At 61.4% G+C, this 23,012-nt stretch carries 18 protein-coding genes and 2 pseudogenes; 13 read left to right on the plus strand and 7 right to left on the minus strand.

Annotation, left to right across the window (positions count from 1 at the left end):
- The 3 genes and pseudogenes from CIT31_RS34370 to CIT31_RS22085 form a co-directional block, all read left to right on the plus strand.
- Nucleotides 1-1,447 (plus strand): annotated as a pseudogene (locus CIT31_RS34370) (hypothetical protein); the annotation flags it as partial.
- 555 nt (nt 1,448-2,002) lie between these two features.
- Entirely contained in the window at nt 2,003-2,749 is a 747-nt protein-coding gene (locus tag CIT31_RS22075; protein ID WP_095520378.1) for an FkbM family methyltransferase, read from the plus strand.
- Nucleotides 2,750-3,423: 674 nt separating this feature from the next.
- Complete coding sequence (locus CIT31_RS22085; protein ID WP_165778526.1) at nt 3,424-5,340, plus strand: calcium-binding protein; 1,917 nt, start codon at nt 3,424-3,426, stop codon at nt 5,338-5,340.
- A 134-nt stretch (nt 5,341-5,474) separates the two neighbouring features.
- On the opposite strand, the gene CIT31_RS22090 is transcribed toward CIT31_RS22085, so the two are convergent.
- A complete protein-coding gene (locus CIT31_RS22090) occupies nt 5,475-5,777 on the minus strand; it encodes a DUF982 domain-containing protein (RefSeq protein WP_095520379.1) in 303 nt (100 codons plus the stop codon).
- Between the two features lie 214 nt (nt 5,778-5,991).
- Here CIT31_RS22090 and CIT31_RS22095 point away from each other — a divergent pair, with 214 nt between their 5' ends.
- The 5 genes and pseudogenes from CIT31_RS22095 (at nt 5,992) to CIT31_RS22110 (ending at nt 11,475) form a co-directional block, all read left to right on the plus strand.
- Complete coding sequence (locus tag CIT31_RS22095) at nt 5,992-7,053, plus strand: glycosyltransferase family 4 protein (RefSeq protein ID WP_095520380.1); 1,062 nt, start codon at nt 5,992-5,994, stop codon at nt 7,051-7,053.
- 43 nt (nt 7,054-7,096) lie between these two features.
- The gene (locus CIT31_RS36125) at nt 7,097-8,128 is read left to right on the plus strand and encodes a glycogen debranching N-terminal domain-containing protein (RefSeq protein ID WP_425350634.1); all 1,032 of its coding nucleotides are present in this window, start codon (nt 7,097-7,099) and stop codon (nt 8,126-8,128) included.
- Nucleotides 8,061-9,259, plus strand: a pseudogene (locus CIT31_RS36130) (amylo-alpha-1,6-glucosidase). Before CIT31_RS36125 ends, CIT31_RS36130 begins: the two are co-directional and overlap by 68 nt.
- Before the next feature lie 165 nt (nt 9,260-9,424).
- Nucleotides 9,425-11,194, plus strand: coding sequence for an alpha,alpha-trehalose-phosphate synthase (UDP-forming) (locus CIT31_RS22105; RefSeq protein ID WP_095520543.1), 1,770 nt, complete (start codon nt 9,425-9,427; stop codon nt 11,192-11,194).
- A 50-nt stretch (nt 11,195-11,244) separates the two neighbouring features.
- Entirely contained in the window at nt 11,245-11,475 is a 231-nt protein-coding gene (locus CIT31_RS22110; RefSeq protein WP_280950353.1) for a winged helix-turn-helix domain-containing protein, read from the plus strand.
- A gap of 45 nt (nt 11,476-11,520) precedes the next feature.
- Here CIT31_RS22110 and CIT31_RS22115 read toward each other — a convergent pair whose 3' ends face one another.
- The 6 genes from CIT31_RS22115 to tpiA form a co-directional block, all read right to left on the minus strand.
- A complete protein-coding gene (locus tag CIT31_RS22115) occupies nt 11,521-11,823 on the minus strand; it encodes a DUF982 domain-containing protein (protein WP_095520381.1) in 303 nt (100 codons plus the stop codon).
- A gap of 359 nt (nt 11,824-12,182) precedes the next feature.
- Nucleotides 12,183-12,722 (minus strand): DUF1697 domain-containing protein, encoded by a 540-nt coding sequence (locus tag CIT31_RS22120; RefSeq protein ID WP_095520382.1) that lies wholly within the window; start codon nt 12,720-12,722, stop codon nt 12,183-12,185.
- Nucleotides 12,723-12,738: 16 nt separating this feature from the next.
- The gene (locus tag CIT31_RS22125; protein WP_095520383.1) at nt 12,739-14,376 is read right to left on the minus strand and encodes a CTP synthase; all 1,638 of its coding nucleotides are present in this window, start codon (nt 14,374-14,376) and stop codon (nt 12,739-12,741) included.
- A 137-nt stretch (nt 14,377-14,513) separates the two neighbouring features.
- A complete protein-coding gene (locus CIT31_RS22130; RefSeq protein WP_095520545.1) occupies nt 14,514-15,629 on the minus strand; it encodes a L,D-transpeptidase in 1,116 nt (371 codons plus the stop codon).
- Between the two features lie 212 nt (nt 15,630-15,841).
- The gene (gene secG, locus CIT31_RS22135) at nt 15,842-16,300 is read right to left on the minus strand and encodes a preprotein translocase subunit SecG (protein WP_065009597.1); all 459 of its coding nucleotides are present in this window, start codon (nt 16,298-16,300) and stop codon (nt 15,842-15,844) included.
- A gap of 180 nt (nt 16,301-16,480) precedes the next feature.
- Nucleotides 16,481-17,248, minus strand: coding sequence for a triose-phosphate isomerase (gene tpiA / locus CIT31_RS22140; RefSeq protein ID WP_095520384.1), 768 nt, complete (start codon nt 17,246-17,248; stop codon nt 16,481-16,483).
- Between the two features lie 145 nt (nt 17,249-17,393).
- On the opposite strand from tpiA, the gene CIT31_RS22145 reads away from it, so the two are divergent.
- The 5 genes from CIT31_RS22145 (at nt 17,394) to CIT31_RS22165 (ending at nt 22,918) form a co-directional block, all read left to right on the plus strand.
- Entirely contained in the window at nt 17,394-19,286 is a 1,893-nt protein-coding gene (locus CIT31_RS22145) for a SurA N-terminal domain-containing protein (protein WP_095520546.1), read from the plus strand.
- The gene (gene trpD, locus CIT31_RS22150) at nt 19,283-20,293 is read left to right on the plus strand and encodes an anthranilate phosphoribosyltransferase (protein ID WP_095520385.1); all 1,011 of its coding nucleotides are present in this window, start codon (nt 19,283-19,285) and stop codon (nt 20,291-20,293) included. Before CIT31_RS22145 ends, trpD begins: the two co-directional genes overlap by 4 nt.
- A gap of 4 nt (nt 20,294-20,297) precedes the next feature.
- Nucleotides 20,298-21,149, plus strand: coding sequence for an indole-3-glycerol phosphate synthase TrpC (trpC, locus tag CIT31_RS22155; protein ID WP_095520386.1), 852 nt, complete (start codon nt 20,298-20,300; stop codon nt 21,147-21,149).
- A 66-nt stretch (nt 21,150-21,215) separates the two neighbouring features.
- A complete protein-coding gene (moaC, locus tag CIT31_RS22160; RefSeq protein WP_095520387.1) occupies nt 21,216-21,713 on the plus strand; it encodes a cyclic pyranopterin monophosphate synthase MoaC in 498 nt (165 codons plus the stop codon).
- Complete coding sequence (locus tag CIT31_RS22165; RefSeq protein WP_095520388.1) at nt 21,713-22,918, plus strand: molybdopterin molybdotransferase MoeA; 1,206 nt, start codon at nt 21,713-21,715, stop codon at nt 22,916-22,918. The genes moaC and CIT31_RS22165 overlap by 1 nt, the downstream gene beginning before the upstream one ends.
- The last annotated feature ends 94 nt before the right edge of the window (nt 22,919-23,012 follow it).

Here is a 23,012-nt window from a genome sequence, read left to right on the forward strand (position 1 = left end):
TCCGTCGCCCGAATTCGACTTTGCCTATGCCTGGGGTTCGCAGGAAGGCGACGTCGCACTTGAGAGCTCGCCGGAACTGCAAGCCGTCTTCCGGGAGCACAATCTTCAGGATGACGCCCCGGCCACACCTCCAGTTAGCGATCCTGCCACGCCTCCAGCTAGCGATTCTGACACGCCTCCAGCTAGCGATTCTGACACGCCTCCAGTCAGCGATTCTGACACGCCTCCAGTTAGCGATTCTGATACGCCTCCAGTTAGCGATTCTGGCACGCCCCCATCCGACGGCCCCGCCCAGACCATCGAGGGAAATGCCGGCGCCAACACTCTAAACGGCGGCGTCGGTGCCGACACCATGATCGGCCACGGCGGCAACGACGAATACTATGTCGACAATGCCGGCGACAAGGGGGTCGAGTCCTCTGGCCAAGGTCAAGACAGGGTGTGGACCTCTGTGAGCTATGCACTCTCAGCCGGCTCATCGATTGAAGTCCTTGGCACCACGAAGGACGCCGGCACCACGGCAATCAACCTGACCGGCAACGAGTCGGCCCAAACCATCCAGGGCAATGCCGGCGCCAACGTCATCAACGGCGGCGGCGGTGCCGACAAGTTGAGCGGTTTTGGCGGCAACGATGACTACTACGTCGATAATGCCAGCGACAAGGTGGTCGAGTCCTCTGGCCAAGGTCAAGACAGGGTGTGGACCTCTGTTAGCTATGCGATCTCGGCCGGCTCGTCGATTGAAGTCCTTGGCACCACAAAGGACGCCGGCACCACGGCAATCAACCTGACCGGCAACGAGTCGGCCCAAACCATCCAGGGCAATGCCGGCGCCAACGTCATCAACGGCGGCGGCGGTGCCGACAAGTTGAGCGGTTTTGGCGGCAACGATGACTACTACGTCGATAATGCCAGCGACAAGGTGGTCGAGTCCTCTGGCCAAGGTCAAGACAGGGTGTGGACCTCTGTTAGCTATGCGATCTCGGCCGGCTCGTCGATTGAAGTCCTTGGCACCACAAAGGACGCCGGCACCACGGCAATCAACCTGACCGGCAACGAGTCGGCCCAAACCATCCAGGGCAATGCCGGCGCCAACGTCATCAACGGCGGCGGCGGTGCCGATAAGTTGAGCGGCTTCGGCGGCAACGACATTTTCGTCTTCAATAGCGCCCTTGGTAACGGCAATGTCGACAAGGTCGTCGACTTCAACCAAGACAAGATCCACCTCGACGACGCGATTTTTGCCGAGCTTAAGTTGGGCAAGCTCGCATCCGACTCTTTCTTTGCGGGTAATGCCGCGCATGACAGTTCCGACCACATCATCTACAACAGTTCGACTGGAGCGCTCTCCTATGACAGCGACGGCACAGGCGGCGCATCTCAAACACAGTTCGCCACTCTTTCTCCAGATCTGTCGCTTACGGCAGCCTCGTTCTTTGTGACCTAACGGAGCTAGCGGGAAACGCCATCGCGCGAGGGGCCCGCGCTCGCCAACAGAGACAGGTGGATAAACTGCACTTTTGAAGCCTGTCTCGTTTGGCGGCGTGGATGCCCTGGCGCGGATCGTCGCGGCACCTGCGATGGCGCCGGCCGTCCCCAGAACCGTTCTAAGCCCATTTCGGCATTGTCGTTTCTCCTCCACGTCCTGCGAAGCAGGCTACCCCGGACCGTTTGAGCTCCAGAATGGCAAGGTTAGCTCAAGTGCCGGTCCCCTGAACCAGCAGCAGGCCGAAGGAACCACGCTAGGTTCGCTAACGCATTGTTTCGGCGAAACGCCTGTCGCTGTCATCCATTCGTAGGATGAGAATTCATACCTTAGTGGCTAGGGATTGAAGATGAGTGGACCTGCCCTTCAAAGGGAGGCTCTCCGCAGGCGATGCGTGTTTGACTTTGGAGAGCATCCGGTGGGCGTCAGTTCCGCGGGCAAAAGCAGCAAGCGGGTTTTAAAACCGGGGATGCCAGGGCGCAACTGGGCCGGCAGGGCGATTGGCAATGAGGGGTCATGGGAAAGATCAAGCGATCCTTGGAGGTTTTACGAACCGAAGGGCCTGGTCGACTCCTCCAATTGTCTGCCCTATCGCTGATCGAGCCGCTCAGATGGCAAGGGCTTCGTCCTCGCGTTGCGTCTGATGCAAAGCAGGCATTGTCCCATCTCAATTTGACAAATCGAAGTCGCGGATTGTTTATCGATTGCGGTTCAAATATAGGTCAAGGTCTTAGATTCTTTTCTACATACTATACGCCCGACAAATACGATTACGTTTTGATCGAACCAAACAAGAATTGCCTTGCGCAGCTTAATGCATTGCGCGCGAAAAATTTGACTATGGAGATTATCCCAAAGGCGGCGAGCGTAAAAGACGGCTACGCTGAATTGTTTGGGCCTCCTCCAGATCGAGCGGAAGCCACCCACCAAAGTTGCTCGATAGTCTTGGACCACAACGAAAGCCTGTATCAATCACAGCGATTTGCGCCGGACCTCGTCGAAACGTTTTCACTCTCAAAAATGATCCGGACAAAGCGTACGCTGTATGACGTGATCGTTCTCAAGCTCGACGTCGAGGGGGCAGAATACGAAATTCTTGATGATTTGATCAGGGCTGGAACCCATCGTGATCTATATGCCGCCTACGTGGAATTCCACTCTCTTAAACTGAGGAATCCCGCGAGACGGGAGAAGCGCGCCCTCGAAGCCAGAATGGTGCAAGCATTCGGCGAAGCCGGCATTCGATTTAGAAGATGGATATAGCGTCATGGCGGGGTGCAGGAAGCTTGGGTTGAGTACCACTCTTGAGACGCGGCTCACCGCCGGATAACCGCTCGCGTCCGACTCCGGCACAGCATATCGCCTCGGCGTGTAGACGCTGTCCATCTTTCACCATCTATCGGCCCTGCCACATTGTCATCCAGCAGGCGGGTGATCCGGGCAAAGCCCACAAAAGCCTTCCTTGCTTCCTCGTCCGATATCTGGCCCAGAGCCACTCGCAGCAGTATAAACCGTAACCTATGTGTCCAGAATGGACCGGCGCCACTTGGCGCTCCCGACAGGAGTCGAACGTGCGACCTCTGCCTTCGGAGGGCGAGCGCAATCAACGATCCTTAGTCGTACAAACGACATGGCGACAATATCAGCCGAACACCAAGCGCCTGCGGTTCGGTGCGGCCTTCATCGACGCCATCCTCACACGAGAGAGCGGCTCTAGAAGCGTTCGGGAAACCAGGCAATCCCAACTGACTGACTATATATCCAACATTGCCGTCATCAAGTTTCGCGCAAGGTCAGTGAGTCAAATCACATGACGATTGGTGTTCCGTCGAAGATCAATGATTCTATCAATGGCGTGTCGCTAATTGATTTGGCGCTAATATGGGCCGTCGAGTAGGCAGGGATCGGGGGTACCGAATCACACGAGGGATATTCGCATGGCCACAATGCATTTCACCTGGGGCGCCTCAGCGGCCCAGGCCAAGGCCGCTGGTTTCAACCTAGTTGATCTTCAATACGCGTCGTCGGTCAACGCGTTGCCGGAGGGCTCGAAGGCCCTGATCTGGCTCGGCGAGAGCAATGGAGTAACCCAGTCCTTTATAGACAAGGTAACGCCTCTCATCGGCAATCCGAAGGTTTTAGGATTTTTCCTGACTGACGAGCCTGATCCCACCGGCAGATATCATACCCAAGTGAGCGCTGCAAATCTGAAGGCGGAATCCGACTGGATCCATTCCCATTTTCCGGGCGCCAAGACTTTTATCACCCTGATGGACATGGGGTCATTCGCAGATTCGGACTATTCCAATACGTACAATCCTGCCAACACTGGCATCGATTATTACGGAATAAACCCTTATCCGGTGCGCACGACTGCGGTGGACTTCAACTACATTGACAGAGCCGTGGCTGCGGCGTTGGAAGCAGGCATCCCGCAGAGCGCGATCATTCCGGTCTATCAGACGTTTGGCGGCGGCGGCTGGGCGACCAATACGGGCGGATCATATGTCATGCCCACGACGTCCCAGATGCAGACCATGATGGACCACTGGGAAAGGCTGGTACCCAATCCTGCGTTTGACATGGCTTATAAATGGTCCTCTCAGAACGGCGAAACCTCGCTTGGGAACACTCCGGCGATGCAAGACTTTTTCCTGCGACACAACACCAGCACCACGACCCCACCTCCAACCGACGATACGCTCTATGGCACCAGCGGAGCCGATGTACTTCAGGGAACCGGTGCCCACACGATGATCGGCTACGGTGGCAACGACACCTACTACGTCGACAATGCCGGCGACAAGGTGAATGAGGCGGCCGGCGGCGGCACCGACAGGGTACTCACCTCGCTGAACTATGCGCTCGCGGCCGGCTCGGAAATCGAGCTTCTCGCCACCACGAATCCGTCTGGCACGACGGCAATCAACCTCTCCGGCAATACGTTTGCCCAGACTATCCAGGGCAATGCCGGCGCCAATGTCATCAACGGCCTCGCTGGCGCCGATACGATGACCGGCTACGGCGGCAACGACACCTATTATGTCGACAATGCAGGCGACAGGGTCGTCGAGGCGGTGGGCGGCGGCACCGACAAGGTGCTCGCCTCATTGAGTCATGCTCTTTCGGCCGGCTCGCAGATCGAGCTTCTCGCCACCACCAGCCAGTCGGGCACGACGGCAATCAACCTCAACGGCAACGAGTTCGCCCAGACAATCCAGGGCAACGCCGGCGCCAATGCCATCAATGGTCTCGGCGGCGCCGACACGATGATCGGCTATGGGGGCAACGACGGCTACTATATCGACAATGCCGGCGACAAGGTGATCGAGGCTGCAGGCGGCGGTCGCGATACCGTGGCCACCACGGTGAGCTACGCGCTTGCGGCCGGCTCGGCGGTCGAACTTCTGGCCGCCAGATATCCGTCCGCCACCACGGCAATCAACCTCACCGGCAACGAATTCGCCCAGACCATTAAGGGCAATGCCGGCGCCAATGTCATCAATGGCGGCCGCGGCGCCGACACCTTGACCGGCAATGGCGGCAATGATGCCTTCGTTTTCAATACCGCTCTGGGGGCCGGCAATATCGACAGGATTACCGACTTCAATAAGTCCCAGGACAAGATCCACCTCGACAACGCAATCTTTGCCGGGCTGAGCTCGGGCGCGCTCACATCCGCCGCTTTCTTTGCGGGTGCGGCCGCGCACGACAGTTCCGACCGTATCCTCTACAACAATTCAACCGGAGCACTCTCTTTCGACAGCGACGGGATCGGCGGCGCGGTTCAAACACAATTCGCCACTCTCTCTCCAGGTCTGTCGCTTACGGCAGCTGCATTCTTTGTGACCTGAACGAGCTAACGGGACACGACCTCGCATGAGAGCGCGCTCGCCAACAGAGACAGGTGCACGAACTGCAGCTTGAAGCCTGTCTCTTTTGGCGGCGTGGACGCACCGGCGCGGATCGTCGCGAGTGGATCTACCGTCTATCGCCTCGCCGTGTACAGGCTGTCCATCCTTTCGCTGCCTGTCGGCAGCGACATGTCGTCATCCAGCAGCCGGGTGATCCGGGCAAAGCCCGTAAAAGCCTTTCTTGCTTCCTCGGCAGACATCTGGCCCGCCAGAGCCGCAGCGCAGCAGTTCAGCGCGCATTGATACACCGGGCCGCGCCGCCCTTTCGGCCAGTGGCGCAAAAACGTCATCGCTTCGCTGACACTGTCGATTTCTTCGACAGGTTTTCCCTGCCCACGCGAAATTATCACCGGCGTAAAGAACTGCAGGCGATTCATCTTTTCCTCCCGTCGATCGCGATGCGTTCGATCGAACCTTATTAAATTCACGGCCAGCCAATTGGTTCCCGGCAAAAACGCCCACGGCCTTGGTAAAAGGCAAAGGGTCGGGTGGTGAATCGCCAATCATCGCCCGACTTCTTGCCGTTGCGGAACGTTCGGGGGGGTGATGCATTTCGACTTCAGCGATGATGTTTGAGGGAAATGCCAGCCTATGAGAATAGCCCATGTGGCGCCGCTCCTTGAATCCGTGCCGCCCCGGCTTTATGGAGGTACGGAGCGCATTGTCTCCTATCTGACCGAAGGATTGGTCGAGCTTGGCCATGACGTAACCTTGTTCGCCAGTGGCGATACAAAAACGTCGGCAAAATTGGTGCCGTGTCGCGAGCGTGCGCTGCGTCTTGACCCACGCCCGCTGAAATCCGAGACAGCCGCGCACCTTTCGATGCTTTCCGAGGTGAGGAAACGAGCTCATGATTTTGATATCATTCATTTTCACCTCAGCCATTTCCTGCATTTTTCTTTCTTCGAGCACATGCCCGAGCGGACGGTGACGACACCGCACGGCAGGCTCGACTATGTCGATCTGGGGCCGGCCTATGAGCGTTTTCCGCGCTTTCCGATGATCTCCGTATCCCGTAGCCAAAGCACGGGGCTCGCCAACGCCAACTGGCTGACGACGATCCACCACGGGCTGCCGACCGAACTCTACAAACCGGTTTTCGAGACGAGCCCAGGGGAGCCCTACCTCGCCTTCCTTGGCCGGATGTCGCGCGATAAACGTCCGGATCGTGCCATCGAGATCGCGCTGCGCTCGGGGCTGAAACTGAAGCTTGCGGCAAAGATCGGCGACGACGACCGCGCCTATTTCCGAGAGGTGGTCGAGCCGCTGGTCGACGGTGACCGTGTCGACTATGTCGGCGAGATCGAGGAGGATAAGAAGGCGGAATTCCTCGGCAACGCGGCCGGCCTCGTATTCCCGATCGACTGGCCAGAGCCGTTCGGTCTTGCCGTCATAGAGGCGATGGCCTGCGGCACGCCGGTGATCGTTTGGAACTCCGGCGCGATGCCGGAAATCGTCGATCAAGGCGTGACCGGTTTTATCGTGGATTCCATGGAGGGCGCGGTCGCCTCGGTGCCGGGCATGCTGCGGCTCGACAGGCGGAAGGTGCGAGCTGTCTTCGAAAGGCGGTTTTCCGCCGAAAGAATGACCCGCGACTACGTTTCCGCCTATGCGCGCCTGATCGGCGCCTCGGCCGAAGCAAGAGCGTTGTGAGCGGCATTACCTCGGGGGGCGAAACGAGAGAGATATGTAGCGAATGGCCCAACTCGACGAGCGCAAGCTTGATCCCGCGGTGGCACTTGCGTCCCTGGACGCCACCGCACCTCGAGAGCCGCATCGGCTGTTCGCCCTCAAGCAAGGCGATTGCTTTGCCGTGGCCGACGCCTACGGCGATATTCGCGGCGCCGGCGATGGTTTCTTCCGTGACGACACGCGAGTGCTTTCCGAATTCCGGCTGACCGTCGGCGGCCGGCAGACATCGCTGCTCGGTGCGTCGCTCAGCCAGGACAATGTGCTCTTCACCTCCAACCTGACCAATCTGCCGATGCAGAGCGCCCGCGGCCGGGACATTCCGCAGGGCGCGATCCATATCGAACGCGTCAGGCTGCTTTGGCAGGACCGATTATTTGAACGCATTACCCTTTCCAATTACAGCCAGGACCACTCCACTATCCGCGTTTCGCTGCCTTTTGCCGCCGATTTCCGCGACATGTTCGAAGTGCGCGGCTCGACAAGGCTGAAGCGCGGCATGGCCCATGCTGCCGAGACGGATGCGACCTCCGTCCTGCTTCGCTACGACGGGCTAGACGGGCTGGCGCGGAGGTCGGCGATATCTTTCTCGCAGGCGCCGGACCAGCTGACGGCCGACCGTGCGGACTTCCTGATTGCCGTGACGAGGCGCAGCAGCAAGGTGCTGTATGTCGAGGTCGGTCCCGGAGTGGCGGAAACGCCGAACCGCGATCGCTACCGCGCCGCCGCGGCCCGCGCTCGCTTCGGCATGCGGGCCAAGCGCCGCCATGGTGCCACTGTGCACAGTTCCGGCCGCGTCTTCAACGATTGGGTCGAGCGCGCTCGCGCGGATGTGGCGCTGCTGACCACGGAGCTTACGACCGGACCCTACCCATATGCGGGTATCCCTTGGTTTTCTACGGCGTTCGGCCGTGACGGCGTGATCTCCGCGTTGCAGATGGCTGTGGCTCAACCCGGGTTTGGCGCGAGGCGTGCTGGCCTTCCTTGCCCAGCACCAGGCTACGGAGACATCGCCGTTCAGCGATTCTCAGCCGGGTAAGATCATGCACGAGACCCGCAAAGGCGAAATGGCGGCGCTGCGGGAGCTCCCCTTCGGCCGCTACTATGGCGGTGTCGACACGACGCCGCTCTTCATCCATCTCGCCTGCGCCTATGCGGACCGTACCGGCGACATGGCGTTCGTGGACAGTCTGTGGCCGTCGCTCTGCGCTGCGGCCGAGTGGACCGAGGAGGCGAGCCGGCCAACCGGCTTCGTAACCTATCAGCGTGCCGCCGAATCCGGCCTCTCCAACCAGGGATGGAAGGACAGCATTGATTCCGTCTTCCATGCAGATGGCCGCATCCCAAAGGGACCGATCGCTCAGGTGGAGGTGCAAGGCTATGTCTTTGCCGCCTTCCGGGGGCTGGCGGCGCTCGCCCGCCGCCGCAGCGAAGGTGACAGGGCCGATCATTGGGACAGCCGCGCCGAGGCCATGCGTGCCGCTGTGGAACGCCATTTCTGGCTGGATGATCTCGGCTTCTATGCCTTGGCGATTGATGGCGCCGGCGAGCCCTGCAAGGTGCGGACGTCTAATGTCGGGCATCTTCTCTATGTCGGGCTCCCCGAGCCGACGCGGGCGAAGCTGGTCGCCGACCAGCTGCTTTCGGCTTCCTTCCATTCGGGCTGGGGCTGAGGACGCTCGCCGACGATGCTGTGTTATTCAACCCGATGTCATACCACAACGGCTCGATCTGGCCGCACGACACCGCCATGTGCAGCGCCGGTCTGGCACGCTTTGGCGAGCGCGAAAGCGTGGTCCGGCTGATGAGCAGCACCTTCGAATCGGCTGTCCATTTCAACATGCGGTTGCCCGAACTGTTCTGCGGCTTTACCCGCGCGCCGGGCGAAGCGCCGATCGCCTATCCCGTCGCGTGCCTGCCGCAGGCCTGGTCGGCCGGGTCTGCCTTCATGCTGATGCAGGCCTGCCTCGGCCTGGAGATCGACGGCTGGGACGGCGAAATCCACGTCACCGGTCCCAGGCTGCCGATTGGTATCGACACGCTCACGCTGAGGCATCTGGGCGTTGGCACCAGTAAGGTGGATCTCACCTTCCAGCGTGTCGGCGATAGGGTCGTCGCCTTTCTCGCCGACCGGCATGAGGGCTTGGTGCCGCTCATCGTGCGGACCTAGTTTGGCTTTTCGGAACCGACCGCTGCGCTGCGATTAGCGGAACCGATGGCCCGTCTGAACGTTCCGACGCACGGCAGCTTGTCACGATTGGCCGGCTGCGAATTCGAAAAACACACCAACACACCAACATGGCCACTGATCGGCCTGAGAAAAATCGTTATTCCAATGTTGGACTATGGCATAGAGGTACTCTGGGTTCTAATCATTGCAAGCCTTGGCCTTTCCGCTGTTGCCCTGGTGTTCTCGATATCCCACCGACGCCACATACCAGCGGCCGCATCCACCCCAGGCGAGGACGTGATTTCGGAAGCGGCTCGCACAGTGCTGCGGGAGTTTGAAAAGAACGGCCACTCGGCCGATGCAGCGCTGATCACATGGTCGCCCGACACCTTGCGCAAGATCCTGGCCGAGGATCTGCCGGAGACGCAGGTGATCGTGGTATCCAACCGCGAACCCTACATCCACAACGTCAACGATGACGGCGTCGAGCTCTTGGTACCGGCCAGCGGGCTGGTTTCGGCGCTTGAGCCGATCACCCGAGCCTGTGCCGGCACCTGGATCGCCTACGGCGGCGGAACAGCTGACCGTCTCACCGTCGACGAGAACGACCGGGTTGAGGTGCCGCCTGGCAATCCGTCCTACACGCTGCGCAGGGTCTGGCTGACGGAGGAAGAATACCAGGCCTATTATCTGGGCTTCGCCAATGAGGGTCTGTGGCCGCTTTGCCATATCGCCTTCACCCGCCCGATTTTTCGCGCGTCGGATTGGGAAGCCTATGAGGCCGTCAACCGGAAGTTCGCCGATACAGTGGTTGCCGAGGCGCGCAACGAGCGGCCGATTGTGCTGGTCCAGGACTACCACTTCGCGCTCTTGCCGCGCATGATCCGCGAGCGCCTGCCCGAGGCAATCGTCATCACTTTCTGGCATATCCCGTGGCCCAACTCGGAAGTGTACAGCATCTGTCCATGGCGTGAACGGATCCTGGAAGGCTTGCTGGGCAGCTCCATCATCGGCTTCCATACTCAGTTCCACGCCAACAATTTTACCGAAAGCGTCGATCGTTTCCTGGAAAGCCGCATAGAACGGGCGGACGCGGCGATCTCCTATGGCGGGCAAACGACTCTGGTCCACGCTTACCCCATTTCAATAGAATGGCCGGCCGAACTGCTGGCAAGATTGCCGGCTGTCGAGGAATGCCGTGCCCGTGTCCGCGAAAGATTCGGGCTGCCTGCGAACGTCAAACTGTGCGTCGGCGTCGAGCGCCTCGACTACACCAAAGGCATTCTCGATCGCTTTCATGCCTTGGACGAATTGTTCACGCGATATCCCGAATGGGTAGGCAAAGTGGTTTTCCTGCAGGTCGCGGCGCCCAGCCGGGGCACATTGCCGGCCTACCAGCAACTTCATGACGAATGCCTTCGCTATGCCGAAGAGCTAAACCAGCGCTATGGCACCAACGACTACAGTCCTCTCCTGATGGTGGCCGAACATCACTCGCAGGAACAGGTCTACGAGATCTATCGGGCGGCCGACATTTGTATGGTCACCAGCCTGCATGACGGCATGAACTTGGTGGCCAAGGAATTCGTCGCGGCGCGCGACGACGAACAGGGCGTGCTGTTGCTCAGCACCTTTGCCGGCGCTTCGCGCGAACTTCTGGAGGCATTGATCGTCAATCCCTACGATACGGCCATGACGAGCGAAGCGCTGCTGCAGGCGCTGACCATGACGCCGGAGGAACAGCGCCAGCGTATGCGGCCCATGCGCGAGATGGTCCGCGACAATAACGTCTATCGCTGGGCCGGCAGCATGCTTCTGGATGCGGCCCGCCTTCGCAAGCGTGGCGACCTCGACCGGGTGACGGGCAACGGCGAGCGGCCATCGAACAACAATGTCATTTCCATGTTCGAGCGGACAAGAAAGGCAGTGTCGTGACGAGCATGCCGGCCCTTGTCGCGCGTCCTCAACAAAGACCGGTGGACCTGATGATCCTCGACATGCTGGCAGCGTTCCTGCAATCGCCGTCGCAGATCCTGAGCGGCGAGCAGCTGCTCGCCGCCAGCAGGATTCTCGACGAAGAGGTGTTCGACCGCAGTATCGACGTGCAGATATTGCGACTGCGCCGCAAGCTTGAGGTCAACCCGAGCGAGCCGAAGCTCGTTGTCACCGAGCGCGGCGCTGGCTGCGTGTTCGCTGCCTCAGTCGAGGTGCTGTGACGTTGCCGTAGGCACCGCGTTCATGGCGGGGTGCAATATGACCGTTCATCGCCTCAGCGCATGCACGCTATTAATATTTTCGCCGCCCATCGGCAGTGTCATGTCGTCGTCGAGCAAGCGTGTGATTCGGGCGAAGCCCGCAAAAGCCTTCCTTGCTTCTTCTGCCGACATCCGGCCCGCCAGAGCCGCAGAGCAGCAATTCACCGCGCACTGGTAGACTGGCCCACGCCGGCCTATTGGCCATTTACGCAAGAACCCCATCGCTTCGGCTACACTATAAATTTCTTCGGCAGGGCTTTCCTGCCCGCGCGAAATCCGCACAGGCGTAAAGAATTGCAGGCGATCCATCGTTTCCTCCCGGTCGATCGCTACGTGCCTGATCGAACCTTGTTGAACTTACGGCTGACCACTTGGTTCCGGCAAACAGGGCCCGATGCTAAAAAATGAGGCCGGGCCAAGACGAAGTCTCTCATATCGTTCGACCGAAATCGAATCACCAAACGTGACAAGGGTGCGACGAACCGTTGTGCGCCGATAGGCGCGGCTTTCATCGAATGCCTATAGGCCAAAGCCGGCAAACCAAGCGGTTGCCGGTTCCCTCGCGTCGAGGCTCTCTACAGGGAAACGGCGAGTTCCGCCGGAGCCGGAACGGCGAAGGCATGACATAATTGTCCCCTCCTTCCCTAGCTTGTGGGAGAAGGAGAAGCCTACCCGCCGACCATCTCCGCCAATTTGCGCACTGTGTTCCAGTTGCGGGATGTGCCGACACCGAGACGTTTATGGCTTGTCGCCGCAAGCAACCGCGAACTTGGCGTCTCGCGGGAAAAGAAGATCCAGATGTCGCCGCCGACGGCCTGCATTCGCTCATCGTTGCCGACATAGGCCTCCAGCGCCGCGAGGGCTCCAGCGGGAACGGGCTTGCGCATCACGCGCACCGCTACCTGATCCGCCGCGGCAGCCGATTCGGCGGGAAACGGATTGCCGGCCGCAAGCTTCAACCAGTCATCCGCGCGGCGCACGATGATGTCGACATGGCGGCCGAAGGTCTTTTCGAACGCCGTCTCCAACCGGCGCTCCAGCGCGGCAATTTCTGTCTCTTTCGTCTCGAAGACCAGATTGCCGGTCGCCACCAGCGTGCGCGGGTTGTACAGCCCCAAGCCTTCTGTCATGGCCCTGAGATCGGACATGACGAGACGTCGCCCCTCGCCCAGAACGATGCTGTAAAGCAGAGCGACGTAAGTTTGCATGACGGCCGGTGGCAGCCTAGACCAGCCGCGACTGTTCCACCGCGGCCTCTATGAAGCTGGCAAACAGCGGGTGCGGGTCGAGTGGCCGGCTTTTCAGCTCGGGATGATACTGCACGCCGATGAACCAGGGATGGTCGGGGTATTCGACCGTTTCCGGCAGCACGCCGTCGGGCGACATGCCGGCAAAGACCAGGCCGCAATCCTCGAGCCGCTCCTTGTAGTCGACATTAACCTCATAGCGGTGGCGGTGGCGCTCGGAAATCTGCGTGTCACCGTAGATGTCGGCGATTTTCGAACCCCTGGCGAGGTCAGCCCGATAGGCGCCGAGCCGCATGGTGCCGCCGAGGTCGCCAGTTTCCCTGCGCTTCTCCAGCATGTTGCCTTTCAGCCATTCGGTCATCAGGCCGACGACCGGTTCCTCGGTCGGACCGAATTCGGTCGACGAGGCATGCTCGACGCCGGCCAGCGAGCGCGCTGCTTCGATGCAAGCCATCTGCATGCCGAAGCAGATGCCGAAATATGGCACTTTTCGCTCGCGGGCGAACTTCGCCGCCAGGATCTTGCCTTCAGCGCCGCGCTCGCCAAAGCCGCCGGGGACCAGAATCCCGTGGACCTTTTCCAGCCACGGCGCCGGATCTTCCTTCTCGAAAATCTCGCTCTCAATCCAGTCGAGCTTGACCTTGACGTGGTTGGCGAGGCCGCCATGCGACAGCGCCTCGATCAGCGATTTGTACGCGTCCTTGAGGCCGGTATACTTGCCGACGACGGCGATGGTCACCTCGCCTTCCGGATTGTGAATGCGGTTGGACACCGCTTGCCAGGGCTCCATGCGCGGCTTCGGCGCCGGATCGATGCCGAAAGCGGCCAGCACCTCCGAATCCAGCCCTTCATTGTGATAGGCCATCGGCACGTCATAGATGTGCGGGACGTCGAGTGCCTGAATGACCGCGCTCTCGCGGACATTGCAGAACAGCGACAGTTTGCGGCGCTCTTCCCTGGGGATTGGGCGGTCGGCGCGGACCAGCAGAATGTCGGGCGCAATGCCGATGCCGCGCAATTCCTTGACCGAATGCTGGGTCGGCTTGGTCTTCAATTCGCCCGCCGTTGGAATGTAGGGCATCAGCGTCAGGTGCACGTAGACGGCGTTGTTGCGCGGCAGATCGTTGCCGAGCTGGCGGATCGCCTCCAGGAACGGCATCGCCTCGATGTCGCCGACCGTACCGCCGATCTCGCACAGCACGAAGTCATAGTCGTCATTGCCGTTGAGAATGAAGTTCTTGATCTCGTCGGTGACGTGCGGAATCACTTGCACGGTGGCGCCAAGATAGTCGCCGCGCCGCTCCCGCTCGATGATGTTCTTGTAGATGCGGCCTGTGGTGATGTTGTCCTGCTGGTTGGCCGAGCGGCCGGTGAAGCGCTCATAATGGCCAAGATCGAGATCGGTCTCGGCGCCGTCGTCGGTCACGAAGACTTCGCCATGCTGGTATGGCGACATCGTGCCGGGATCGACATTGAGATAGGGATCGAGCTTCTTTATGCGCGCGCGATAGCCTCGCGCCTGCAAGAGAGCCCCAAGGGCCGCTGCAGCGATGCCTTTTCCGAGTGAGGAAACCACGCCGCCTGTGATGAATACATATCGCGCCATGGGAGTCATCGCTTAACGCGGCCGGATTGATTCCGCCAGAGAAAAAACCGCCGCGAAGGCTTTTTCCCAAGAAGGCGCCCTGGTGATGCTCGAACCAAAACAAAAGGGCCGGCGAGACCGGCCCTTTGGAATAGTCCGTTAAGTCGTCAGATGATGACGACCTTGGTGCCCACTTTCACCCGGCGGTAAAGGTCCATCACGTGCTCGTTGATCATGCGGAAGCAGCCATTGGAGGCGCTCGTTCCGATCGACTGCGGCGCGATGGTGCCGTGAATGCGCAGATGGGTGTCTTTCTTGCCGTCGTAGAGATAGATGGCGCGCGCGCCGAGCGGATTTTCGCCGCCGCCGGGCATGCCGTCCTTGTACCGGCCATAATTCTTCGGTTCACGCTTCTGCATCTCGAGTGTCGGGATCCAGCGCGGCCATTCCTGCTTGTCGCCGACCGCTACCGTGCCCTTGAACTGCAGGCCGTCACGACCGACCGCGATCGCATAACGGCGGGCGGTCCATGAGGATTCGACGAGATAGAGGCGGCGCGCGCTGGTATCGATAACGATGGTGCCGGGACTGTAGCCGGTGAATTCGACCTCTTGCGGCACGAACTCCGGCTTCACCTTGAACTGCTTCTTGGCTTCCTTCCTGGCGAGTGCGGCATCGAGAGCGCGGGTCTCGGGGAGCAGCGACATCGACGAGGACGTGCCGCCGAACAGACCGGCGAACAGCCCGACGCTCTGCGGCTTCTGTCCAACCGGCTCGCTGCGCAATTCACCGTTGTTGCCGGTCAACGCGACGTTCATGGCCTCGGTGGAAACCGGCTCGGCCGACTGGATCGGTGCGATGGGTTCGATGATCTTGACGGTCTTCTTAGCCGGCTTTCCGTCGGCCAGCTGGGCAGCGGACTTATCCTTCTTGGCAAGGCTCTTCTTGGCAAGGAACGCCTGCCGTTCCGCGTCGGCCTTGGCTTTGGCCGCCTCGCGCATCGCCAGCTTCCTGGCCTCGAGCGCCTTGGCTCGAGCGGCCTCTTTGTCGGCCGCAATCTTGGCTTCGATCTTGCCGATTTGGGCCAGATCGTCCGCGGTCGGATTTTTCTTCTTCTTGAGGAGCCTTAGCTGCGCCGTATCGCTTTTGGCGGCGACGTTGACAACGTCAGTTGTTACTGCGGTTTTAGAGGCCGAATTACCCGCCGGCATGGCCGCGTAAGCGGGCCCACCAAGGCTGAGCACGGCACAAAGGCCGGCTAATATGAAGCTGCGAAGCTGCATGGCGAAGATCCGATCGTTCAATGCTTGTTGCCCACGGCGTCGCCCGGCGTCCCCCAAGGACGCCGAAAGTGCCGCGCGCAATCTATAATCGATTAATCGAAGACGCCTCAAGCGCCCTGTCGTGCCGTGCCCGGTCGAATTCTCGGGATCGTGCGGCATTTGCCGCGACTGTGTTCAAACAACAACAGATCGCGGCGCCGGACGTCTGCTGGTTACTGGTTCGGAACCTGCGGCGTTACTGGCTGGGTGACGCCGTTTGTGGCCGGCGGCGTGGTCGAATCCGCCGCAGGCGGTGCAGCGGGAGCCGGGGCTGCAGCATCATTGCCGGAAGGCGGCGTTGGCGCTGTATTGCCGGAAGGTGGTGTCGGCGCCGTGGTGCCAGGCAACTGGTTGAGCACGCCGCCCCCGCCGTTAGTCACAGGCACACGATCGAGAATATCGATTGGCTTCTCGCCATAACGCGCGACGATCGACAATGTCAGCGAGGTGGCGAAGAAAGCCGCCGCCAGGATCGCCGTCGCCCGCGTCAGCGCGTTGGCCGCGCCGCGCGCGGTCATGAAGCCCGAGCCGCCGCCAATGCCGAGGCCGCCGCCTTCGGAGCGCTGCAGCAGCACCACGCCGACAAGAGCGAGCACGACCATGAGGTGGACGACGATCAGAACGGTTTCCATAGCTTACCCTGGCAAAGCCTTGCGCGGCCGCGGATACGGCCGGTGATTTGGAGGCGGCTCAATACAATGCTTTGATGGCATTTCCAAGCCCGTGGCCGGAATATGGGAAGCAGTGCGCCCTTTGCAACGATTTCCCGCTGCGGCACAGCCTATCCAAAGTGCCCCGATAGCCTTTCGATGCTACGAGATATTTCGATAGGCTTCGGCGATACCGAGAAAGTCCGCCGCCTTCAGACTGGCGCCGCCGACCAGCGCGCCGTCGACATTTTTCACGCCGAGCAGTTCGACCGCGTTCGACGGCTTGACCGAGCCACCATAGAGGATGCGCATCTTCGCCGCCGCGCTGCCAAGCTTTTCCGACAGTTTTTCGCGAATATGCGCATGCGCCTCAGCAACGTCGGCGGCGGTCGGCGTCAGTCCAGTGCCGATCGCCCATACCGGCTCATAGGCTATAACGGTGTTCGACGCCGTGGCGTTGGGCGGCACCGAGCCGGCGACCTGGCGCGACAGCACATCGAGCGTCGCGCCCGCCTCGCGCTCGGCTCTCGTCTCGCCGATGCAGATGATGGCTATCAGCCCGGCGCGCCACGCGGCGGACGCCTTGGCCTGAACAATGGCGTCGTCCTCATTGTGATCGGCGCGACGTTCGGAATGGCCGACGATGACGTAGCTAGCGCCCGCATCCTTCAGCATCTCGGCCGAAATGCAGCCGGTATGGGCGCCGCTCTCCTTCGTGTGGCAATCCTCGCCCCCGGCCCGGACCGGCGTGCGCGACAAAATCTCTGCGGCGTGCGCGAGTAGCGTCGCCGGAACGCAGACCAGCGCTTCGGTCTCCGCATCGAGCCCGCTCATGAAGCCGTTGCCGATCATCCTGAGTTCGTTGAGCGAGGCGCTGGTGCCGTTCATTTTCCAGTTGCCTGCGACCAGCGGGCGGATTCCTAGCGTCATGGGATTTGCTTCTCCGGGCAATATTCGGCTGCGTCCTCACTACCAAACTCAGCCCACAAAGCAATCGACAGTGGGCCGGAAGGACGCTATTGCGCTTGTTTCAAACTCGGCGCATGCGAAAATGCGCCAAAAATCGGAAGTGACCATGCTTAGTATCTTGAGAAGCGCGGCGGGGACCTGGGTCGCGAAGGCGCTGCTGATATTGTTGGTGTTGAGCTTTGCCGTCTGGGGCATTTCCGGCCAGATGGTCGGTGGCTTTGCGGGCCACGATGCCGTTATCACGGCCGGAGGCACCAAAGTGTCAATCAACGAGTATCGCCTCGCCTATGATCGCCAGATCAGCGTGATGTCGCAGCAATTCGGCCAGCGCATCAGCCGCGAGCAGGCGACGGCGCTCGGCCTCGATAACCAGGTGCTGGCGCAACTCGTGTCGGGTGCAGTCCTCGATGAGCAGGCGCGCAAGCTCGGGCTTGGGTTGTCCAAGGACCGGCTGGCCCAACTCACGCATGAAGACCCAGCTTTCAAGGGTCCTGGCGGCACCTTCGACCGGAGGACGTTCGAATACATACTGCAACAGGTCGGCATGCGGCCGGAAGACTATCTGAGGAATCGCGCCCAGGTGGCTGTGCGCCAGCAGATTGTCGAGGCGGTTTCGGACGGCCTCAAGGCTCCGGATACTTTCTTGAAGGCAGTCGCGCTCTATCGTGGCGAAGACCGCACCATCGAGTATGTGACCTTGCCGAAATCGCTGGTCGAGCCGATTGAAGCGCCATCCGACACTGCGCTTTCGGCCTATTTCGAGGAAAGCAAGAAGACCTATGCGGCGCCCGAATACCGCAAATTCTCCTATGTCAGGCTCGAGCCGCAAGACATCATGGATCCGAGTGCCGTGACCGACCAACAGGTCAGCGACGACTACAACAAGAACAAGGGGCGCTACACCACGCCCGAAATGCGCACCATCGAACAGCTCGTGTTCAAAACGCCTGATGCCGCGAAGGCCGCGCTCGATTCACTCAAGACCGGCGCTACCTTCGACAAGATCGTCGTCGCCGAGGGCAAGACGCAAGCCGACACGCTGCTCGGCACGCTGTCCAAGGACAAGATCGCCGACAAGGCAGTGGCGGATGCGGCGTTTGCGCTTAATGTCAACGAAGTAAGTCCGGTCGTTCAGGGCGCCTTCGGTCCGGTGCTGCTGCGCGTCACCGACATCAAGCCCGAAGTGGTGAAGCCGCTGGCCGAAGTGTCCGCAGATATCCGCAGGGATCTGGCGCTGGGCGAGGCAAGCCGCATTCTGTTGGATGTGCACGACAATTACGAAGATATCCGCGCTTCGGGCAGCACGCTCAAGCAAGCGGCCGAAAAACTGAAGCTGAAGGTCATCACCATCGACGCGATCGATCGCACCGGCCTGAGGCCGGACGGCACCATCGTCAAGGACCTGCCGGAATCGCCGGAACTCATCAAGGCGGTGTTCGACGCCGAACCGGGCACCGAGAATCCCGACCTCACCACCGCCGACAACGGCTTCGTGTTCTACGAAGTGGAGTCGATCACGCCGGCCCGCGACCGCACGCTAGATGAAGTCCGACAGAAGGTGGTAGCCGACTGGACGGCGGCGGAAACGACCAAGCGGCTCACCGCAAAAGCGGACGAGCTCGAAAAGCGTCTCAAGGCCGGCGCCACGCTCGACGTGATCGCGAGCGAGCTCAAGCTTGAGAAGCAGACCAAGCGCGGCGTCAAGCGCGAGGCGGACGACGTCGATTTCGGCAAGGAAGGGGCGGCTGCGATGTTCGGCGAAGGCGAAGGCGGGACCGGATTGATCCCTTCGCCCACCGGCGACGGACAGATCCTGTTCAAGATCGCCGAAGTCTTCGAACCTGCCGGAGCCGACGCCAGCTCGGTGCCGGACGACGCGCAGAAATCGTTCACCGCCGGCATGTCCGACGACCTGCTCGACCAGCTGGTGGCGCAGCTGCAGACGCAGTACGACGTTCGCATCGACCAGACCGCCGTTGCCCAAGCCCTGACCAGATGAGCGCGCTCAAGACCCATATCGCCAAGGTCGCCACCGGCAACTCCCTTTCCTTCGAGGAGGCGCGCGAGGCCTTCGACATCATCATGTCGGGCGACGCTACGCCCGGCCAGATCGGCGGCTTCCTGATGGCGCTGCGCGTGCGCGGCGAGACGGTGAGCGAGATTTCCGGCGCCGTCGCCACCATGCGCGCCAAGATGCTGCGCGTCGACGCGCCGGCTGGCGCGATCGACATCGTCGGCACCGGCGGCGACAATTCGCACAGCGTCAACATATCGACCGCATCCGCCTTCGTCATCGCCGCCTGCGGCGTGCCGGTGGCCAAGCACGGCAATCGCGGACTATCCTCGCAGACCGGCGCCGCCGACGTGCTGACCGCGCTCGGCGTCAAGATCGATATCCCGCCGGAAACGATCGGCCGCTGTATCCACGACACAGGCGTCGGCTTCATGTTCGCGCCGGCGCATCATCCGGCGATGAAGCATGTCGGCCCGATCCGCGTCGAGCTCGGCACCCGCACCATCTTCAACCTGCTTGGCCCGCTCTCCAATCCGGCCAGTGTGAGCCGGCAGATGGTCGGCGTCTTCTTGCCTGAATGGATCATGCCGGTGGCCGAGACGCTGAAGGCGCTGGGCGCCGACCACGCCTGGGTCGCCCATGGCGACGGCTATGACGAGATCACCACCACCGGTGAGACCCAAGTGGCCGAACTGGTCGGCGGCGAGATCCGCAGCTTTTCACTGACCCCGGAAGCGGTCGGGCTGAAGCGGCACACCAAGGACGAGTTGCGCGGCGGCGACGCCGCCTACAACGCCCAGGCGCTGCGCGATATGCTGGGCGGCGCTGCCGGCGCCTTTCGTGATACAGTGCTGATGAACGCCGGCGCCGGACTGGTGGTGGCGGGCAAGGCGACGACGCTTGCCGACGGCATGGCGACGGCGGCGCAATCCATCGACAGCGGCCGGTCGCTGAAAGTGCTCGACCGGCTGGTCGAGATTTCGAACGGATAGAGCCGTGTCTGATATCCTGCGCAAGATCGAAGCCTACAAGCGCGACGAGATCGCTGCGGCGAAGGCGCGCGTGCCGCTTGCCGAGATCAAGGCGCGGGCGAAGGACACCGATGCAGCGCGCGGCTTTCTCTCGGCTCTTGAAGCCAAGCGCAAATCCGGCAGCTTCGCGCTGATCGCCGAGATCAAGAAGGCGAGCCCGTCCAAGGGCCTGATCCGCGCCGATTTCGATCCGCCGGCATTGGCCAGGGCCTATGCGAAAGGTGGTGCTGCCTGCCTTTCGGTGCTGACCGACGCGCCGTCCTTCCAGGGCGCGCCTGAATTCCTCACCGATGCGCGCAACGCCGTGACATTGCCCGCTTTGCGCAAGGATTTTCTGTTCGAGCCGTATCAGGTGTTCGAAGCCCGTGCGTGGGGCGCGGATGCCATCCTGATCATCATGGCGAGCGTCGATGACGCCGTGGCCAGCGAACTCGAAACGACAGCGTTCGAACTCGGCATGGACGCACTGGTCGAAGTGCATGACGAGGCCGAGACGGAACGCGCGCTGAAACTGTCGTCGCGGCTGATCGGCATCAACAACCGCAATCTCCGGACGTTCGAAACCAGCATCGAGACCTCGGAGCGGCTCGCGAAGATGGTGCCGGCAGACCGCCTGCTGGTCAGCGAGAGCGGTATTTTCTCGCACGAAGACTGCCGCAGGCTGGAACTGAGCGACATCGGTACGTTCCTCGTCGGCGAGAGCTTGATGCGGCAACAGAATGTGGCCACTGCGACGCGCCTGCTTTTGACGGGCAAGGCGCCCGCCATTGCATCGGCCCGAATATCGGAATCGATTTTCGGAGAGCACGATGCATAGATTCAAAGTGCTAGAGCGTACTTTGCGCGTCCAAACGGACGCACGTCGCTCTAAGACTGACTGACGATGACGGCCGCCCTCACCCATCTTGGCCCGAAAGGCGAAGCCAATATGGTCGATGTCGGCGACAAGGCGGAGACGACGCGCACGGCAATCGCCGAAGGTCTTGTCGCGATGCGGCCCGAAACGCTGAAGATGATTCTCGACGGCGATGCCAAGAAGGGCGACGTGCTGGGCACGGCGCGCATCGCCGGCATCATGGCGGCCAAGAGGACGCATGAGCTGATCCCGCTCTGCCATCCGCTGCTGTTGACCAAGATATCCGTTGACATCGAACCGGACGCGACGCTGCCAGGCCTGAAGGTCACGGCGCTGGCCCGCGTCGCAGGTAAGACCGGCGTCGAGATGGAAGCGCTGACCGCCGTCTCGGTCGCCTGCCTGACCATCTATGACATGGCCAAGGCGGTTGACCGCGCCATGGTGATCTCGGGCATCAGGCTGGTGGAAAAGACCGGCGGCAAATCCGGCGACTACAAGGCGGACGCCAAGGGGGCAGGCCAATAATGGCACTGCTTCCGGTCGCCGAGGCGCTCGAGCGCCTGCTTGAGGATGCTGCGCCCTTGCAGGCTGAATGCGTCACCCTGATGGACGCCGCCGACCGCGTGCTGGCGGAACCGCTTCTGGCGCTCCGCACCCAGCCGCCGTTCAACGCGTCCGCCATGGACGGCTATGCCGTGCGGGCCGAGGACGTCGCGTCCGTGCCCGCAAGACTTTCGGTGATCGGCATGGCGCCGGCCGGACGCGGCTTTGCCGGAACAGTCGGCCCGGCGCAGGCCGTGCGCATCTTCACCGGCGCGCCGCTTCCTGCAGGCGCCGACACCATCGTCATCCAGGAGAATGCCAGGGATCTCGGCGGCGGCAGCGTCGAAGTGACCGCGTCGACGGTTGAAGGCCGCAACATCCGCCGCCTCGGGCTCGATTTCTCGAAGGGCGACGTCCTGCTGGAGAAAGGCCGCCCGCTTGATCCGGCGGCATTGTCGCTGGCGGCTTCGGCCAACCACCCGCAGGTCAGCGTGGTGAAACGGCCGCTGATCGCCATCATCGCCACCGGCGACGAATTGCTGCCGCCGGGCAGCGACCTTGGCCCCGACCAGATCATCTCGTCCAATGCCTATGGCGTCGCCGCCGCGGCCCGCTCGGTCGGCGCCAGCGCGCTCGATCTCGGCATCGCCCCCGACCGCAAGGAGGCGATCGCCACGCTGGTGAAACAAGCGGTCGACGCAGGCGCCGATGTCATTGTCACGCTGGGCGGCGCCTCGGTCGGCGACCATGACCTGGTCCATGACGTGCTGACCGGTGAAGGCATGACGCTCGATTTCTGGAAAATCGCCATGCGGCCCGGCAAGCCGTTGATGTTCGGGCGGCTGGGCGAGATCCGCTGCATCGGCCTGCCTGGCAATCCGGTGGCGAGCCTGGTCTGCACCCAGCTCTTTCTGAAGCCGCTGCTTGCGCGGCTCGGCGGCCGCGCCTTCCGGCAGGACATGCGTCAGGCGCGGCTCGGCGCCGCCATGCCGGCCAACGATCTCAGGCAGGACTATGTACGCGCGGTGGTGAAGGAAGAAGCCGGCACGCCACTGGCGACCCCGTTCGGCATCCAGGATTCCTCGATGCTCAAAATGCTGGCCCACGCCAACGGGCTGATCGTGCGCGAGCCATTCGCTCCCCCAGCCGCGACGGGCGCCGCGTGCAGCGTGCTGATGCTACGCTGAACAAAACGTCAACACATTCATTAAACTTTAAACGGTTGCGGAACACAACTGGAACAGATAGTGTTTGTTCTGGGTTTGTTTTTCTGATTCTGTT

Origin of the sequence: Mesorhizobium wenxiniae, assembly GCF_002284535.1 — a bacterium.
GTDB classification, from domain to species: domain Bacteria; phylum Pseudomonadota; class Alphaproteobacteria; order Rhizobiales; family Rhizobiaceae; genus Mesorhizobium; species Mesorhizobium wenxiniae.

Coding starts and splice junctions, on each gene's coding strand:
- CIT31_RS22085 (WP_165778526.1), top strand. CDS start 3,424: ATGGCCACAATGCATTTCACCTGGGGCGCCTCAGCGGCCCAGGCCAAG.
- CIT31_RS22090 (WP_095520379.1), bottom strand. CDS start 5,777: ATGAATCGCCTGCAGTTCTTTACGCCGGTGATAATTTCGCGTGGGCAG.
- CIT31_RS22125 (WP_095520383.1), bottom strand. CDS start 14,376: ATGACTCCCATGGCGCGATATGTATTCATCACAGGCGGCGTGGTTTCC.
- CIT31_RS22075 (WP_095520378.1), top strand. CDS start 2,003: ATGGGAAAGATCAAGCGATCCTTGGAGGTTTTACGAACCGAAGGGCCT.
- moaC (WP_095520387.1), top strand. CDS start 21,216: ATGACGGCCGCCCTCACCCATCTTGGCCCGAAAGGCGAAGCCAATATG.
- CIT31_RS22120 (WP_095520382.1), bottom strand. CDS start 12,722: ATGCAAACTTACGTCGCTCTGCTTTACAGCATCGTTCTGGGCGAGGGG.
- CIT31_RS36125 (WP_425350634.1), top strand. CDS start 7,097: ATGGCCCAACTCGACGAGCGCAAGCTTGATCCCGCGGTGGCACTTGCG.
- CIT31_RS22105 (WP_095520543.1), top strand. CDS start 9,425: ATGTTGGACTATGGCATAGAGGTACTCTGGGTTCTAATCATTGCAAGC.
- CIT31_RS22110 (WP_280950353.1), top strand. CDS start 11,245: ATGATCCTCGACATGCTGGCAGCGTTCCTGCAATCGCCGTCGCAGATC.
- secG (WP_065009597.1), bottom strand. CDS start 16,300: ATGGAAACCGTTCTGATCGTCGTCCACCTCATGGTCGTGCTCGCTCTT.
- CIT31_RS22130 (WP_095520545.1), bottom strand. CDS start 15,629: ATGCAGCTTCGCAGCTTCATATTAGCCGGCCTTTGTGCCGTGCTCAGC.
- tpiA (WP_095520384.1), bottom strand. CDS start 17,248: ATGACGCTAGGAATCCGCCCGCTGGTCGCAGGCAACTGGAAAATGAAC.
- CIT31_RS22165 (WP_095520388.1), top strand. CDS start 21,713: ATGGCACTGCTTCCGGTCGCCGAGGCGCTCGAGCGCCTGCTTGAGGAT.
- CIT31_RS22115 (WP_095520381.1), bottom strand. CDS start 11,823: ATGGATCGCCTGCAATTCTTTACGCCTGTGCGGATTTCGCGCGGGCAG.
- CIT31_RS22095 (WP_095520380.1), top strand. CDS start 5,992: ATGAGAATAGCCCATGTGGCGCCGCTCCTTGAATCCGTGCCGCCCCGG.
- CIT31_RS22145 (WP_095520546.1), top strand. CDS start 17,394: ATGCTTAGTATCTTGAGAAGCGCGGCGGGGACCTGGGTCGCGAAGGCG.
- trpD (WP_095520385.1), top strand. CDS start 19,283: ATGAGCGCGCTCAAGACCCATATCGCCAAGGTCGCCACCGGCAACTCC.